The sequence below is a fragment of the Streptomyces sp. 6N223 genome, from assembly GCF_052246635.1.
Classification (GTDB): Bacteria; Actinomycetota; Actinomycetes; order Streptomycetales; family Streptomycetaceae; genus Streptomyces.
Genome location: NZ_JBQQCA010000032.1, coordinates 1 through 14,451, shown reverse-complemented (window position 1 = coordinate 14,451; position 14,451 = coordinate 1). Strand labels below are relative to the sequence as shown.

At 72.4% G+C, this 14,451-nt stretch carries 14 protein-coding genes and 3 pseudogenes; 10 read left to right on the top strand and 7 right to left on the bottom strand.

Features of this window, described 5'->3' with window-relative positions; all coding sequences use genetic code 11:
• Positions 1-17 precede the first annotated feature (17 nt).
• Positions 18-1,643, bottom strand: a complete 1,626-nt coding sequence (gene pruA / locus ACTWQH_RS20055; protein WP_443288009.1) for an L-glutamate gamma-semialdehyde dehydrogenase — start codon at positions 1,641-1,643, stop codon at positions 18-20.
• Between the two features lie 180 nt (positions 1,644-1,823).
• Here pruA and ACTWQH_RS20050 point away from each other — a divergent pair.
• The 3 genes and pseudogenes from ACTWQH_RS20050 to ACTWQH_RS20040 form a co-directional block, all read left to right on the top strand.
• Positions 1,824-2,009 (top strand): annotated as a pseudogene (locus ACTWQH_RS20050) (LysR family transcriptional regulator); the annotation flags it as partial.
• A gap of 112 nt (positions 2,010-2,121) precedes the next feature.
• A complete protein-coding gene (locus tag ACTWQH_RS20045) occupies positions 2,122-3,036 on the top strand; it encodes an NAD-dependent epimerase/dehydratase family protein (protein ID WP_443288008.1) in 915 nt (304 codons plus the stop codon).
• Complete coding sequence (locus ACTWQH_RS20040; RefSeq protein WP_443288007.1) at positions 3,033-3,977, top strand: RNA polymerase sigma-70 factor; 945 nt, start codon at positions 3,033-3,035, stop codon at positions 3,975-3,977. Before ACTWQH_RS20045 ends, ACTWQH_RS20040 begins: the two co-directional genes overlap by 4 nt.
• On the opposite strand, the gene ACTWQH_RS20035 is transcribed toward ACTWQH_RS20040, so the two are convergent.
• From ACTWQH_RS20035 to ACTWQH_RS20020, 4 genes are all read right to left on the bottom strand, one after another.
• Positions 3,928-5,223 (bottom strand): MFS transporter, encoded by a 1,296-nt coding sequence (locus ACTWQH_RS20035; RefSeq protein ID WP_443288006.1) that lies wholly within the window; start codon positions 5,221-5,223, stop codon positions 3,928-3,930. The two genes, ACTWQH_RS20040 and ACTWQH_RS20035, sit on opposite strands and share 50 nt — an antisense overlap.
• Positions 5,220-6,242, bottom strand: a complete 1,023-nt coding sequence (locus tag ACTWQH_RS20030) for a family 43 glycosylhydrolase (RefSeq protein WP_443288005.1) — start codon at positions 6,240-6,242, stop codon at positions 5,220-5,222. The genes ACTWQH_RS20035 and ACTWQH_RS20030 overlap by 4 nt, the downstream gene beginning before the upstream one ends.
• Positions 6,243-6,487: 245 nt before the next feature.
• Entirely contained in the window at positions 6,488-7,504 is a 1,017-nt protein-coding gene (locus ACTWQH_RS20025) for a zinc-binding dehydrogenase (RefSeq protein ID WP_443288004.1), read from the bottom strand.
• 47 nt (positions 7,505-7,551) lie between these two features.
• The gene (locus ACTWQH_RS20020; protein WP_443288003.1) at positions 7,552-7,917 is read right to left on the bottom strand and encodes a MerR family transcriptional regulator; all 366 of its coding nucleotides are present in this window, start codon (positions 7,915-7,917) and stop codon (positions 7,552-7,554) included.
• Positions 7,918-7,987: 70 nt separating this feature from the next.
• On the opposite strand from ACTWQH_RS20020, the gene ACTWQH_RS20015 reads away from it, so the two are divergent.
• From ACTWQH_RS20015 to ACTWQH_RS19985, 7 genes and pseudogenes are all read left to right on the top strand, one after another.
• Positions 7,988-9,196, top strand: coding sequence for a sensor histidine kinase (locus ACTWQH_RS20015; protein WP_443288001.1), 1,209 nt, complete (start codon positions 7,988-7,990; stop codon positions 9,194-9,196).
• Entirely contained in the window at positions 9,193-9,876 is a 684-nt protein-coding gene (locus ACTWQH_RS20010; protein WP_443288000.1) for a response regulator transcription factor, read from the top strand. Before ACTWQH_RS20015 ends, ACTWQH_RS20010 begins: the two co-directional genes overlap by 4 nt.
• A 20-nt stretch (positions 9,877-9,896) precedes the next feature.
• Positions 9,897-10,067 (top strand): annotated as a pseudogene (locus ACTWQH_RS20005) (ATP-binding cassette domain-containing protein); the annotation flags it as partial.
• Between the two features lie 27 nt (positions 10,068-10,094).
• The gene (locus ACTWQH_RS20000; protein ID WP_443287999.1) at positions 10,095-11,225 is read left to right on the top strand and encodes an alpha/beta hydrolase; all 1,131 of its coding nucleotides are present in this window, start codon (positions 10,095-10,097) and stop codon (positions 11,223-11,225) included.
• A 53-nt stretch (positions 11,226-11,278) separates the two neighbouring features.
• Positions 11,279-12,103, top strand: a complete 825-nt coding sequence (locus ACTWQH_RS19995) for a phytanoyl-CoA dioxygenase family protein (protein ID WP_443287998.1) — start codon at positions 11,279-11,281, stop codon at positions 12,101-12,103.
• Entirely contained in the window at positions 12,100-12,429 is a 330-nt protein-coding gene (locus ACTWQH_RS19990) for a hypothetical protein (RefSeq protein WP_443287997.1), read from the top strand. The genes ACTWQH_RS19995 and ACTWQH_RS19990 overlap by 4 nt, the downstream gene beginning before the upstream one ends.
• 214 nt (positions 12,430-12,643) lie before the next feature.
• Positions 12,644-12,986 (top strand): annotated as a pseudogene (locus ACTWQH_RS19985) (glycoside hydrolase family 2 TIM barrel-domain containing protein); the annotation flags it as partial.
• A gap of 161 nt (positions 12,987-13,147) precedes the next feature.
• Here the strand turns inward: ACTWQH_RS19985 and ACTWQH_RS19980 are convergent.
• Both ACTWQH_RS19980 and ACTWQH_RS19975 read right to left on the bottom strand, forming a co-directional pair.
• Positions 13,148-14,119, bottom strand: coding sequence for an extracellular catalytic domain type 1 short-chain-length polyhydroxyalkanoate depolymerase (locus ACTWQH_RS19980; protein WP_443287996.1), 972 nt, complete (start codon positions 14,117-14,119; stop codon positions 13,148-13,150).
• 204 nt (positions 14,120-14,323) lie between these two features.
• Positions 14,324-14,451: family 16 glycoside hydrolase (locus ACTWQH_RS19975; protein ID WP_443288062.1), on the bottom strand; the 128-nt coding region annotated here is incomplete at its 5' end.

Here is a 14,451-nt window from a genome sequence, read left to right as displayed (position 1 = left end):
GACTCTCGACGCCTCCCTCAGCCCTGGTGGGGGTAGGACGAGCGGACGGGAGGGACGAAGGTCTCCTTGACCGTGCGGGGGCTGACCCACCGGAGCAGGTTGAGGACCGAGCCCGCCTTGTCGTTGGTGCCCGAGGCGCGGGCCCCGCCGAAGGGCTGCTGGCCGACGACCGCGCCCGTCGGCTTGTCGTTGACGTAGAAGTTGCCGGCGGCGAAGCGCAGCGCCTCGCCCGCGCGCGCGATGGCGGCGCGGTCGCGGGCGACGACGGCACCGGTGAGGCCGTACGCCGCGCCCCTGTCCACCTGGCGCAGCACGCGGTCGTAGTCGCCGTCGTCGTAGACGTGCACCGCGAGCACCGGCCCGAAGAACTCGGTGCGGAAGATCTCGTGCGCGGGGTCGGAGCCCTCCAGCACGGTCGGGCGCACGAAGTAGCCGCGCGTGTCGTCGCAGGTGCCGCCGGCGAGGACCGTCACGGACCGCGACCGGTGCGCCATCTCCAGGACACCCGCGAGCCGGTCGAAGGCGCGCCGGTCGATGACGGCGCCCAGGAAGCTGCGGAAGTCGGTGACGTCGCCCATCGGCAGCGCGTCCACCTCGGACACCAGGTCGTCCCGCAGCCGCGCCCACACCGAGCGCGGCACGAACGCCCGCGAGGCCGCCGAGCACTTCTGCCCCTGGTACTCGAACGCGCCCCGGACCAGGGCCGTGCGCAGCACGTCGACGTCGGCGGAGGCGTGGGCGACCACGAAGTCCTTGCCGCCGGTCTCGCCGACCAGCCGCGGGTAGCCGTGGTAGCTGCCGATGTTCGCGCCGACCGTGGCCCACAGGTGCTGGAAGGTTCTGGTGGACCCGGTGAAGTGGATGCCGGCCAGCGCGGGGTCGGCCAGCGCCACCTCGGAGACGGCGAGCCCGTCGCCCGGCAGCAGGTTGATCACCCCCGGCGGCAGCCCCGCCTCCTCCAGCAGCCGCATGGTCAGGTGCGCGGCGAGGCCCTGGGTGGGGGCGGGCTTCCACAGCACGGTGTTGCCCATGAGGGCGGGCGCGGTGGGCAGGTTGCCGGCGATCGCGGTGAAGTTGAACGGGGTGACGGCGTAGACGAAACCCTCCAGCGGGCGGTAGTCGAGCCGGTTCCACACCCCGGCCGCGCTCTCCGGCTGCCCCGCCAGCAGCTGGCGGGCGAAGTGCACGTTGAAGCGCCAGAAGTCGGCGAGCTCGCACGCGGAGTCGATCTCGGCCTGCACCACCGTCTTGGACTGGCCGAGCATGGTGGCGGCGTTCATCCTGTCCCGCCACGGCCCCGACAGCAGCTCGGCGGCGCGCAGCAGCACGGTGGCGCGCTCGTCGAACGGCAGCCGCCGCCACGACTCGCCGGCGCGCAGCGCCGCCTCGATCGCGTCCTTGGCGTCCTCGTGGGTGGCGCTGGCCGTGGTGCCGAGCACGCGGTCGTGGCGGTGCGGCTGCACGACGTCGATCGGGTCGCCGTGCGGCATCCGCTGCTCGCCTCCGATCGTCGCGGTCAGATCGTGGCGCCGGCTCGCCAGCTCGCTGAGCGCGCGCGTGAGGCTTTCGCGTTCGGGGGAGCCGGGGGCGTAGTCGCGAGCGGGTTCGCTGCGCGGTGGGGGCGGGCTGGTGATCGCATCCATGCGCGAACGCTATGAGGCCCCCCGCGGCCGCACACTGTCTGATCCTCTACCGTGACGCGGCGCGTATTGTCCCGACGAACAAAGAGAGGGCCGCACGCCCTGGTAACCGACGCGGTCAGGGCGATGCGGGGCAGGTTCCCTCGGGGGAGCGCCGCCCGCTGCTGCTGGATGTGTCATGCGGTGCGGCTGACGCCGGCCGGCGAGGCGTTCCTCCCGGCCGCCCGCCAGTGTCTGGACGCCGCCGAGCGCGCGTCCGCCGAGGTCGCCGCGGCTGTCGGGGAGGTACGCGGACGGCTCCGCGTGGGCCCGATTCCCACGGTCGCCGCGGTCGACATCCCCGATGCGCTGCGCGACTTCCGCCAGCGGCGCCGACGGCGTTCCGCATGTCACAGGCCGCCGGGCTGTCTCGTCTCGATGGCGAGAGCCAGTAGAGCCAGCAGGGCCAGTAGAGCCAGTACGGGACGAGGAGCGTGACGTGATGCGAGTGTTCGTGGCGGGCGGGACCGGGGTCATCGGGCGGAGTCTCGTGCCGCGGCTGGTGGACCGCGGGCACCAGGTCACCGCGACGACGACGAGCGAGGGCAAGCTGGGGCTGCTGGAGGAGCTGGGTGCCGTGGGCGTCGTGATGGACGGGCTGGACGCGGCGGCGGTCGGGGAGGCGGTGGCCGTGGCCAGGCCGGACGCGATAGTGAACCAGATGACGGCCCTTTCCACGACGCACGCCGGCAAGCCGAACCTGAGGAAGGCCGACCGCTTCTTCGCCCCCACCAACCGGCTCCGCAGCGAGGGGACCGACCACCTGCTGGCCGCTGCCGAGGCGACCGGCGTCTCCCATGTCGTCGTACAGAGCGCCGCCATCTTCAACGGCATCCGGGAGGGGGGATGGGTCAAGACCGAGGAGGACCCGCTGGAGGTGGTCGAGGGGACGAAGGCGCTCAGCCACCTCGAGGACGTGGTCGTCAAGGCCGGCGGGGCGGTCCTTCGCTACGGCGGGTTCTACGGCGCGGGCGCCAACGACGTCCAGGTCACGTTCGTGCGCAAGCGGATGTTCCCGCTCGTGGGGGGTGGCACCGGCCACTTCTCGTGGGTGCACGTCGACGACGCGGCGAGCGCCACCGTCCTGGCCGTGGAGCAGCGGGCGAAAGGCGTGTTCAACATCGTCGACGACGAGCCGGCACCGGCCAGCGAGTGGCTTCCCTACCTCGCGAAGTGCGCAGGCGCGAAACCGCCGCGGCGGCTCCCTGCGTGGCTGGCCCGGCTGCTGGCCGGCGAGATGCTGGTGGGCATGATGACCGAGGGGCGCGGCTTCTCCAACGCGAAGGCCAAGCGGGAGCTCGGCTGGGAACCGGCGTACCGCTCGTGGCGGCAGGGCTTCAAGGAGGAACTCGCATGACCCGGGACGAGGAGTTCGAGGAGCTGCGGCCGCTCCTGTTCGCCATCGCCTACCGGATCCTCGGCAGCGTGGCCGAGGCGGAGGACGCCGTACAGGAGACCTGGCTGCGCTACGACGCCTCCGCGACACAACCCGTGTCCGCCAAGGCCTTCCTCTCGGCCGCCGTCACCCGGATCTCGATCGACGTGCTGCGATCGGCACGGGTGCGGCGGGAATCGTACGTCGGGCCGTGGCTCCCCGAACCACTGCTCACCGACCCCTACGAGGATCCGGCGCGGTCGGCCGAGCTGGCCGACTCGCTGTCGATGGCGGCGCTGCTGCTGCTGGAGCGGCTCAGCCCGCTCGAACGGGCGGTATTCGTGCTGCGGGACGTGTTCGGGTTCGGCTTTCCCGAGATCGCGTCGGCCGTCGGCAGATCCGAGGTGGCCTGCCGTCAGCTCGCGGTCCGGGCGCGGCGTCACATGGACGAGGGGCGCCCTCGGTTCGAGGCGGACCGCCGGGAACGCGAGGAGCTGGCGGCGCGCTTCTTCGACGCGGTCCGCGATGGCGACGTCGACGCGCTGAGAGAGCTGCTCGCCGCGGACGTCCGGGTGGTCGGGGACGGGGGAGGCAGGGCGCCCGCGTTCGCCAGGGGCGTGATCGGCGCGGACAACGTGGCCCGCCTGCTCGCGTCGAACCTCCCGGTGTTCCGCGAGGTCGACGCGAGCGTCGAGCCACGCGAGGTGAACGGCCAGCCCGGCGCGATCCTCCGCGATCGGGCCGGCGGGGTGGTCGGCACGTTGACACTCGACGTGCTCGGCGGGCGGATCCAGACGATCCGCGCGGTGACCAGCCCCGACAAGCTCAGGCACTTGGGCCCGGTGGGGGACGGGTGGGCAGTCGCACGCGAGATCAGCCGGGCTCGCCGCTCCGCTCCTGCGAGCCAGCGGAGGCCGGGATGAGGACGCGCACGCACACGGCGGACAGGAGCGTGACCGCCATCGCCACCGCGAAGGCGGCGGTGAGGGAGCGGGAGGCGAGGTAGCCGCCCAGGGCCGTGCCGATGGGGAAGCCGGAGAGGTTCACGCTGATCGAGACGGTCATGACGCGGCCGAGCCAGCCCGGGTCGGTGCGGCGTTGGCGCAGGGACAGCAGGCTCACGTTGATCGAGCCCTCCATCAGGCCGACCACGGCGAGGCCGATGCCGAGGGTGACGAGGGAGCCGAGGGCGCTGAGGGGGAAGATGGCGACGGCGGTGATCAGGGTGGCGCCGAGCATGTAGCGGCGCTCCACGCCCGCGTGGATCAGCTTGCCCGCCACCAGGGCGCCCAGCGCCCCGAACAGGCCGGCCACGGCCCACATCACGCCGGTGTAGCGGTCGGCGGAGGCCGAGACCGAGGCCGAGGCCGAGGCGGCGACGCCCTCGTCCAGCCAGGCCAGCACCGCCACCGGGGCGATGATGACGAGCATCCCCGAGGCCACCTGATAGATCGAGTACGCGACGGCGAGCCCGCGCAGCGTGGCGTTGCGCAGCAGGTAGCCGATGCCCTCCACCGCCGAGCGCAGCAGCCGCGGGTCCCCGGCGGGCGGGGCCGGGGAGCCGCCGCGCAGCAGGCCCAGGCTGAGCGCCGCCAGGGCGAAGGCGCCCGCCACGCACAGCATCGTCGGGTTGGGGCCGATCAGCGCGAACAGCACGCCGGCCGCGAGCGGGGCCGCCACGTCGATGACGGAGAACGTGCTCAGATCCAGGGCGTTGGCCTTGTCGTACGCCGACTCCGGCACGAAGCGCGGGAAGAGGGTGCGGATGCCGCCCGTGGACAGCGGGCTGGTCAGGGAGCAGAGGGCGAGGATCGCGAACAGCAGGGGAGCGGTCAGCGCCCCGGCCCACGACAGCACCGCCACGGCGGCGATGAGCATGGCGCCGCACACCATGTCGAACGCCACGGCGCGGACCGTGCCCATCCGGTCCAGCACGGCCCCGGCGAGCGGGCTCACGACGACGCCCGGGAGGGACAGGAACAGACCGCTCAGGCCCGCGAGCGAGGCGGAGTCGAACTCGTCGATGACGTACAGCACGATGACGTACAGCAGCATGGTGCCCGCCAGCCGGGACGCGGAGGCCGCCAGCAGCAGCTGCGGCACGTTGCGGCTGGTCAGGACGGCACGGTACGTCAGCGGGCCGTCCGTGGCCGGGCTGCGCGCCGTCACCCGATGGGGCGGGGCGGCACACCGTCGAGCGTGGGGACGACGGGTTCGATCAGCCCGTCCGAGCCGAAGCCCAGCCGGTCGATGGTGACCTCGCGGTGGGTGCCGTCGCCGTCGGGGATGGCGAAGCGGTGGTAGGCGATGTACCACTCGTCGGTGCCGGGGATCTGGAGCACGGAGTTGTGGCCGGTGGCGAGGATGCCCTGCTCGGCGTCCTTCCGCAGGATCACGCCGTGGTAGGTGAACGGGCCGGTCGGGCTGGTCGCGGTGGCGTAGCCGACGCGGTAGTCCTCGCTGCGGGTGTCGTCGATGGAGTAGGTCATGTGGTAGAGCCCGTCCCGCTTCACCACGAACGGCGCCTCGCGGAAGTCGGTCAGGTTGGTGAGCTGCTGGACCCGGTCCGGATCGAAGGACACCATGTCGTCGTTGAGGGGGACGACCCAGGCGGATCCGTTGCCCCAGTAGAGGTACGGCTGGCCGTCGCTGTCGGTGAAGACGGCCGGGTCGATGGCCTGGCCGCTGCCGTCGGGGTTGGCGGGGATGAGCGCCTGGCCGGTGTCGCGGAACGGCCCGGTGGGGGAGTCGCCGACCGCGACGCCGATCTGGGCGTCGGCGCAGTAGTAGAAGTAGTACCGTCCGTCGCGCTCGACGATGGTGGGGGCCCAGGCCCGCTCGTCGGCCCAGCTGACGTCGGGGCCGAGGTCGAGGATGACGCCCTCGTTGGTCCAGTCGACCAGGTTCTTGGAGGACCAGGCGCTGAACTGGGTGCCGCTCCAGCCCTCGTAGCCGTCGGTCGTCGGGTAGAGGTAGTAGGTGTCGCCGAAGAGGACGATGTTGGGATCGGCGTTGAAGCCCGGGAGGACCGGGCTGACAGCGGTCCCGGCGTCGGGCGGGGCCGAGGCGTTCGCGGCGACCGCGGGTTCGGCGGGGGAGCCGGCGGCGGCGCCGAACGTCAGGCCCGTGCTCGCCATCAGGAGCGTGCAGAGGCCGACGGTGAGCAGGTGATGGAGCCTCAAGCGCATGGGATCTCGCCTCCCGGGCACAACCGACCGCGGTGAAAAAGTTTGCGCGAACATGACAGAGTGGCTGTCGTCAGTATGCGGTCACGACGTTCTCCGTCAAGCTTTGGCGGCGAAGAGGGCTCAGAAAGCCACGAATGTCTCCGGTTTCGAACAGTCGGACGGTGCTGGCCACCGTTCAGCCCGCCACCAGCGCGCGTTGACCCGAGGCGGAGTGGGGTGGGCCGACCGCCCCGTCGGGCCGGTCTCTACCGCCATGGATCGAGAGCGTGCTTGCCACGGGTACGGCCCGCTTCGAGTTCCTGGAGCACAGCCGGCCCTTCGGCCAGGGGGTGGACCTGGGGCGTGCCGGGCGGGTACACGCCCTGGGCGATGAGCGCCTCTATCTCGGCGAGCAACGACCGGTAGAGGGACGGGGCAGCGGCCGCCAGCGCGCCGATGTGCAGGCCCATGACGTGCACCGGGTGGGTGAAGACCAGGTCGTGAGTGCTCAGGCAGGCGTCGCCGGAAGCGGCACCGAACACGACGACTCGTCCGACGATGGGTCTCGCGACCGCCAGACTGACCCCGAACGTGGCTCGCCCCACCGATTCGAGGACCAGGTCAACGCCGCCGGTCAGACGGGTGATCTCCGCGGCCAGATCGGGGCGTCCGCTGTCCAGGATCTCGTCGGCGCCGAGCGCTCTGACGGTGTCGTGCTTGGCCGGTGAAGCCGTGGCGATCACGCGCGCCCCGTAGTGACGGGCGAGGCGGACAGCGGCCTGCCCCACTCCCCCCGCCGCGGCATGGATGAGCACCGCGTCACCTGTCGTGATCTCGCCCAGCGGTTTCAGCGCGGCCAAGGCGGTCGCCCAGTTCAGCACCATGCCGAGGGCTTCGGCCTCCCCCCAGCCGGACGGGATGGGAAGCACACCCGTGGCCGGCATCACCATGTACTCCGCGAAGGCACCAGGGCCGGTTCCGACGACCCGGGTGCCGACCGGGAGGGGGCGCTCGACCTCCGGGCCGACGCCCACGATCTCGCCGGCGGCTTCGAAGCCCGCCGCGTAGGGCGCCCGGGGCCCTCCTCCGTAGGTTCCACGGGTCTGCATGACGTCCGCGAAGTTGACCCCGGCGGCGCCGACTCGGATCAGGTACTCGCCCGGGCCCGGGGCGGGGCGGCGGTGGCCGGTGGTGAGGGTCAGATCCCCGGGCCCGCGGTGCGACCGCTGGACCAGTGCCCGCATCGTGCGCTCAGCGGTGTGGCGGTGGTCATTGATCTCCATGCCCGGGAAGGTAGGAGCCTCCCACTGGCGTCAAGGTCAAGCGGCGGTCATCGACCAGTGCGGCGGGCCTCTCGCAGGTAGGCGTCGAGCGCCGCCCGCTGAGCGCTGAGCACGGCGATGCGTGCCGCGAGCCGATCGCGATAGCTCCGCACCTCGTGAAGGAACTCGGCGCACGACCGATCCGTGCCCGCATCGGGTCCGTCAGCGAGGCGGGGCAGGGCTTCCCTGATCAGGCGCACCGGCAGGCCTGACTCCAGCAGCGAGCGAATGACGAGGACCCGGTCGATGGTGGACTGGCAGTAGTCGCGATACCCATTGCCGCAGCGCCCGGGGACGATCAGGCCTTCGTCCTCGTAGTGCCGCAACGACCTCGCACTCACGCCGCTGGCCTGTGAGGCTTCGCTGATCTTCATACCCGGAGGCAACGCCCGAGGGCTCCGCGATCTTCCTGGCCCCAGGCGCTCGACGTGGGCGAACCCGGGCGTGCGGGAGCTGCGCGCAAGCGGGGGCGGGCTACGCCCGTTGTCGTATGCCGGGGTCCGTGTGCGCCCGTACGGTGAGGACGTGCTGAAGACTGCGGTGCTCGTGGCGGGGGCCGGTGCGCTCACGGCGGCGGATCTGGCGGCGAACGCGCGCGGGGTGCGGGAGGACGACTGGTTCAGCTGGCTGATCTTCGGCCTGGTGGTGGCCGGGCTGGCGCTGTGGCGGCGCTGGCCCCTGGCCTCGGCGGCGGTGACGGGCGCGGGAGTGGCGACCTGGACGCTGTACGGGCACATCGGGGAACTGCTGAACCTGCCCGTGATGGTCGCGCTCTACGGCGTCGCCGTGGGCGGGGACCGGCGGCGCACGCTGTGGACGGGGGCGGTGGCGTCCCTGGCGTCCGGGGTGGTGGCCGTGGTGTCGGGGCAGGAGGAGGGGCGGCCGTTTCCCTCGCCGGTGATGGAGATGATCTGGCCGCTGGTGCCGCTGCTGCTGGGGGAGGTGGTGCGGGGGCGGCGGGAGCTGACGGCGTACTACGCGGAGCGGGCGCGGCGTGCGGAGCGGGAGCGTGAGCGGGAGGCGGTGCGGCGGGTGCGGGAGGAGCGGGTGCGGATGGCCCGGGAGCTGCACGACATCGTGGCGCACACCGTCTCGGCGATGACCGTGCAGGCCGGGGTGGCGCTGGACGCGCTGGAGCGGCGCCCGGAGCTGGCGCGGACCGCGCTGCGGCAGGTGCGGGCCTCGGGCCGGGAGGCGGCGCGGGAGCTGCGGGCGACGGTGCGGGTGCTGCGGGAGGACGAGTCGGGCCCGGGCGCGCAGGCCCCCGCGCCAGGGGTGGGGGAGATCCGGGAACTGGTGGAACGGATCTCCGGCGAGCGGCTGCGCGTCGCGCTTCGCCTGCCGAACGGAGAGGGGGCGCCGCCGGTGGTGGGGCTGGCGGCGTACCGGATCGTTCAGGAGGCGCTGACCAACGTCGTCAAGCACTCGCGGGCGGGGGAGGCGGCCGTGTCGGTGGAGGAGCGGGACGGACGCCTGGTGGTCGAGGTGGCGGACGCCGGCCCGGCCCGTGGAGCCAGGGACACGGGCGGCTTCGGGCTGGTGGGGATGCGGGAGCGGGCCGCGGCGGTCGGGGGGAGCGTGGAGTACGGGCCGGTGGCGGGCGGGGGATTTCGTGTGCGGGCCCTGCTGCCCGTGGAAGGGGAGCCGGCGTGAGCGTGCGGGTGGTGCTGGCGGACGACCAGACGGTGGTGCGGGCCGGGTTCCGCGCGCTGCTGGAGTCGACCGGGGACCTGGCCGTGGTGGCGGAGGCGGCCGACGGCGCCCGTGCCGTGGAGGCGGCGCGGGCCACGCGGCCGGACGTGGTGCTGATGGACATCCGCATGCCGCGCGTGGACGGACTGGAAGCGACGCGCCGTATCGCGGCCGATCCGGCGCTGGGGGCGGTGCGGGTGCTGGTGCTGACGACGTACGAGTCGGATGAGTACGTCTTCGAGGCGCTGCGCGCCGGGGCGGCCGGCTTCCTGTTGAAGGATGTGGAGCCGGATGACCTGCGTGCCGCGATCCGCACGGTCGCCGCCGGGCAGAGCCTGCTGGCCCCGGCCGTCACGCGCCGGGTGATCGAGGAGTACGCCCGGCTGCGCGCCCCGCTGGCGGACGGTGCGCGGCTGCTGGCGCCGCTGACGGGGCGGGAGCGGGAGGTGATGACGCTGGTGGCGGCTGGGTTGTCCAACGATGAGATCGGCGCGCGGCTGCACATGTCGCCGCTGACGGCGAAGACCCACGTGCACCGCGCGATGACCAAGCTGGGCGCCCGGGACCGGGCGCAGCTCGTCGTCCTCGGCTATGAGACGGGACTGGTCAGGCCAGGAGACCGCGTACGCCGTCGGGAGTAGCGGGCGACTCCGGGCGGCGGATGGCGGGGGCCGCGCCGCCGCCTAGCGTCGGGGGCGTGATCGACATACACGACCTCACCAAGCGATACGGCGGCGCCACGGCCGTGGACGGCCTGTCCTTCACGGTCCGGCCCGGCCGGGTGACCGGCTTCCCCGGTCCCAACGGCGCGGGCAAGTCCACGACCATGCGGCGATCCCCGTGAGGATCCAGACATTCGATGAGGACATGTGAAGGGATGCTCGTGCTCAACGCCTCACCGGGCGGCCGGCTTCGACGCCGCCGTGTCCTTCAGCTGGCCGCGGTGATCCTCACCGCCTCGGCCCGGCCTGCGGCCGGCGCCACACTCGGCCACGGGCCCAAGCGGGCGCGGGTCGTGGGCGAGGAACGACTCGGCGACCGCATCACCGATCTGACCCTGCATTCCCCCGCCCTCGGCGGCAGAGCCGAGGTCCGGCTGCTCACTCCGGAAGGGTGGCACGGCCGCCGCCCCGCCGACCGCTGGCCCACGCTGTACCTGCTGCCCGGGGGCGACGGCGACCACCTGCCCTGGACGCGGGACTACGGCATCCAGCACCTCCCCGCCCTGCGGGACGTCCTCGTGGTGATGCCGCAAATGCCCCTGTACGGCTTCTACTCCGACTGGTGGAACCACGGCGCGGGCGGCCCTCCGGCGGTGGAGACCTTCCACCTGGAGGAGGTGATCCCCCTTCTCGAGCGTCACTGTGGTGCCGGACCACGGCGGGCGGTCGCCGGGCAGTCACAGGGGGGCTTCGGCGCCCTGTCCTACACCGCGCGTCACCCGGGGATGTTCCAGGCGGCGGCCAGCTACAGCGGCTTCGTCCATCCCCATCAGCACCCGCACGCCGTCCGGGCCGGCATGACCTACCTGGGCCTGGACTGGCTGGCGCTGTGGGGTCACCCCGAGCGGCAGCGCAGCCGCTGGCAGTCCCACGACCCGGCCTGCCTCGCCGGCCGGCTCACGGGCGTTCCCGTGTACCTGGCCTCGGGCGACGGCCGGCTCGGCCCGCTCGATCCCCCGGACACCGAGCCGGACGAGCACATCCCCGGTCTGGAGGACCCGGACGCTCCCTTCCCCGACGACGTCCTGTCCCCGACCGAGGCGATCATGCGGGAGGAGAACGAGACCCTGGCCGCCCGCCTCCGGGCGGCGGGCGCCCACGTGACCACCCACTTCTACGCCGGCACTCACGATCCGTCCTACTGGGCGCGGGAGTTCCACGCCTCACTGCCGATGCTTCTCCGGGCCCTGCGGAGACCCGGCTCCACCACCCCAGCGCCGTCGCCGCACCGCCACGACGGCGGCTCGATGGTGAGAAACGACCAGTGATGGTGAGCCGGGCCCCTATCCCCAACTTTATAGAGGTCATTAACGTGTGATGTATGACTACAACGACAGTCGCGGAGCGTCTGCTCACCTCGGTGGAGATGGCGCACTTCGTGTCGCACGGGTCGCTGCGGCTGGACGCCGTGGTGCCGGAGGAGATGAACGCCGAGGCGCTGGAGCTCCTGCCGGCCGGCATTCCGCGGGTGCCGTACGGCACGCCGGTCAATGCGGCGTATCCCGAAGGGTCCTTCGTGCGGCGGCTCATCGGACTGCCCCAGGTGGCGGGCGCGTTGCGCAGCCTGGTGGGGCCGGACCCGAACGTCGACCACCACGCCGTGCACGTTCGCCAGCCGCGCGAGGGCAAGGCGCAGTCGCTGCACGCGGACGCGATCATCGACGTGCGGCCGGACGCGTTCGACGTCCAGCTCATGTACTACCCGGCCGAGGTGACGCTTGAGATGGGCGGCACGCTCAGCGTGCCCGGCAGCCATCTGCGGCGTACGAACGAGAGCGACACCGGCCGGTACCAGAACCTGCGCGGCCAGAGCCGGCTGGTCTGCCCGGCGGGCACCGTGGTGTTTCTGCACCACGGCCTCTGGCACGGCGGCCGGCGCAACGACAGCGACACCCCGCGCTACATGTTCAAGATCCGCTTCAACCCGACGGTGAGGCAGCGGCTGCTGTGGGACACCTCGGACCTGGCGGACCCGCGCGTGGCGGCGGAGCTGGACACCCACTTTCCCTGGTACGAGCAGGCGACCGGCCGCCTGGAGCGGTACAACCGCGTCCTGATGTGGCGGGCCCTGACCGGCGAGGCGGACTTCGACCTCGAATACTGGGTCACCCGCGTCTCCAACCGGCCGAAGGACACTGTCGCATGATCACCACGACCCCCGCCTCCGATCCTGCCCCCGCCCCCGCGTCCACCGTCCGCCAGCAGGTCCTGGTGCTGTACCTGTCCAACTCGGCGCTGGACTCCGAGGTCGTCGGCTGGTCGTGCTACGACGGCACCGGCCGAACCTCCCCGACCACCGGCGACAGCGAGGAGCCGCCCTACCCGACGGGCGTGGCCGCCCTGTGCGACGGCTGGCGGCTGATCCAGGCCGCGCAGCTGATCCCGCCCTACCCGGGGCACGAGTACGACGTGTCGTTCCTGAAGCACGAGTTCTTCTTCGAGAAGCTCGTGGACCTCCGCAACGCCCAGTAGCGATCGGCACCGGCGAGCGAGCAGCAAGCGTAGAGCGCGACGTCCGAGGAGACGCATGGACATCGGGCGTGTGGACGACCGGCTTCCCTACTACGAGGACCGCTCCCCGGGCAGCGGCACGCTTCCCGCCCGCTCCTGGTACGCCGGTTCCGACGCCGCTCGGCTGTCGCTGAACGGCGCCTGGGCGTTCCGGCTGTCGGACACCGCCGAGGGCACCGGCACCGTCCGCACCCGCGTCGCCCCCGCCGCCACCGAACCTCGGCCTCTACGCCGACTACCGCTGGACCGCCGGCACCGACGACGACCGGCTGCTGCTCACGGTGACCGTCACGCCCGAGGGCGACTGGCCCTGCCCGCTGCCGCGCCTGGGGCTGCTGCTGGGCCTGCCGGCCGGCTTCGACCGCGCCGCCTGGTTCGGCGGCGGCCCGGGAGAGGCGTACCCCGACACCCGTGCCGCCTCGCGCCTCGGCCGCTACGCCATGACCGTCGACGCCCTGCAGACCCCCTACGTCCGGACGCAGGAGAACGGCGCCTGGGCGCGATCGGCAAGGCCGGAGGTGCCCACACGGCCGCGGTGGGCAAACGCCGGAGCCGGTCGATCGGTGTCTCGCCGATCGACCGGCTCCGGCGGGGTCGCCGTGACGCCCCCAGTGAGCGGACGGGTCGCGGAGTGCCGTTCGCCCGGCCCGCCGCCTCACCGCCTCACCGCCTCACCGCCTCACGGGGCGCTGTTCAGGCCGAGGAACTCGATCACCTGCTGCTCCAGGCCGCCGGGCAGGCCGTGACCGTAGCCCTCGAAGCTGTTCGCCTCGACCATGACCTGGGTGCCGGTGCCGCCGTAGCGGGTGCGGGTCCACTCCGGGGTGGGGTTGTCGGTGTACTCCGGGGTCTGACTCAGGCCGTGGACGTTCGTCCACTGCTTGATCTCTTCCTGGAAGTTCGTGTAGTTCAGGATGTCGTCCACGGTGCCGTGAAAGACCTGCATGCGCGGGTACGGCCCCTCGTAGCCGGGGTAGGCCGCGCGCACCAGGTCGCCCCACTCCTGCGGGGTGTGCGTGATCTGGCCGCCGGCGCAGGCGCTGTTCCACTCGGAGCCGTCGGTGGTGGCGAAGCAGCCGAAGGGCACGCCGGCGAGCGCCGAGCCCGCCGCGAAGACGTCGGGGTAGTTGCCGAGCATGACGTTGGTCATCATCGCGCCGGACGAGCCGCCGCTGACGAAGAGGCGGCTGGTGTCGGCGCCGTGGGTCTCGACGGTGTAGTCGATCATCGACTTCAGGCCCACGGGGTCGCTGCCGCCGTCGCGGGTGAGAGCCTGCTGTGAGGAGACGTCCCAGCACTGGCTGGAGCGGGTGGCCGTCGGGTAGATGACGATGAAGCCGTACTGGTCGGCGAGCGAGGCGAACTGGGTGCCGGCGTAGTACGCCTCGCCCGTGCCCGTGCAGTAGTGGAGGGCCAGGAGCACGGCGGGCTGCTCGGTGACGCTGTCGGGCACGTAGAGGTGCATGCGGAGGTTGGAAGGGTTCTCGCCGAAGTCGGTGATCTCGGTGAGCTCGGCGGCCGAGGCCGAGGCGGGGGCCGCGGTCGTCGCGCTGAGGAACGTCGCGGCCAGCAGCGGCAGGACCGCGCCGAGGAGCGCTGCGAAGGCGCGGCGTTGCCGGGAGCGGATCCGGCTCCCGGTGAGGGCTTTCACTGTGTGATGGTCAGTGCGGGACACGCCCTTGTCCTTTCGTAGCCTGCGGCTTGCGGGTGTGTCGGGGACGGTGCCGGTCCGTGCCTGGAGCTGCGCCTGGTGGCGGCGCTGCCACAGCGTGGCGGGCCGGTGGACGGTGGACGGTGGGGTGAGACCTGCGCGGTTTCACCCCACCGTGCGTCACCGGGGGTGGGCAGCCTCGTGCTACGGCGCGGCGTCGAGTTCTTTGATGCGGATGTTGCGGAAGGAGACGGTGTCGTCGGGGCCGTGGTTTTGGATGCCGATGTGGCCGGTGGTGAGGCTGCGGTCGGGGTCGGTGTTGGTGAAGTCGT